Annotated in this window: 1 pseudogene; it reads left to right on the top strand. The window is 68.8% G+C overall.

The features are described 5' to 3' along the window. Positions 1-263: pseudogene (locus IEY93_RS38310) on the top strand (alpha-galactosidase); the annotation flags it as partial.

Here is a 263-nt window from a genome sequence, read left to right as displayed (position 1 = left end):
CAGAACCTGATCGCGATCAACCAGGACACCCTGGGGTTGCAGGCCACCCAGGTCAGCAACGACGGCACCCGCCGCGTCCTGGCCAAGCGCCTGGCCAACGGTGATGTGGCGGTCGCCCTGTTCAACCAGGGCGGGTCCACCACCACCGTGTCCACCACCGCCTCCGCGATCGGCAAGAGCGGGTCCTCCTTCACCCTGAAGGACGCCTGGACGAACGCCACCAGCACCACCACCGGCGCCATCTCCGCCAGCGTCCCCGCACA

Origin of the sequence: Sphaerisporangium melleum (assembly GCF_014646695.1) — a bacterium.
GTDB classification, from domain to species: domain Bacteria; phylum Actinomycetota; class Actinomycetes; order Streptosporangiales; family Streptosporangiaceae; genus Sphaerisporangium; species Sphaerisporangium melleum.
The sequence above is the reverse complement of the archived record's forward strand: the minus strand, read 5'-3'. Positions and strand labels throughout refer to the sequence as shown.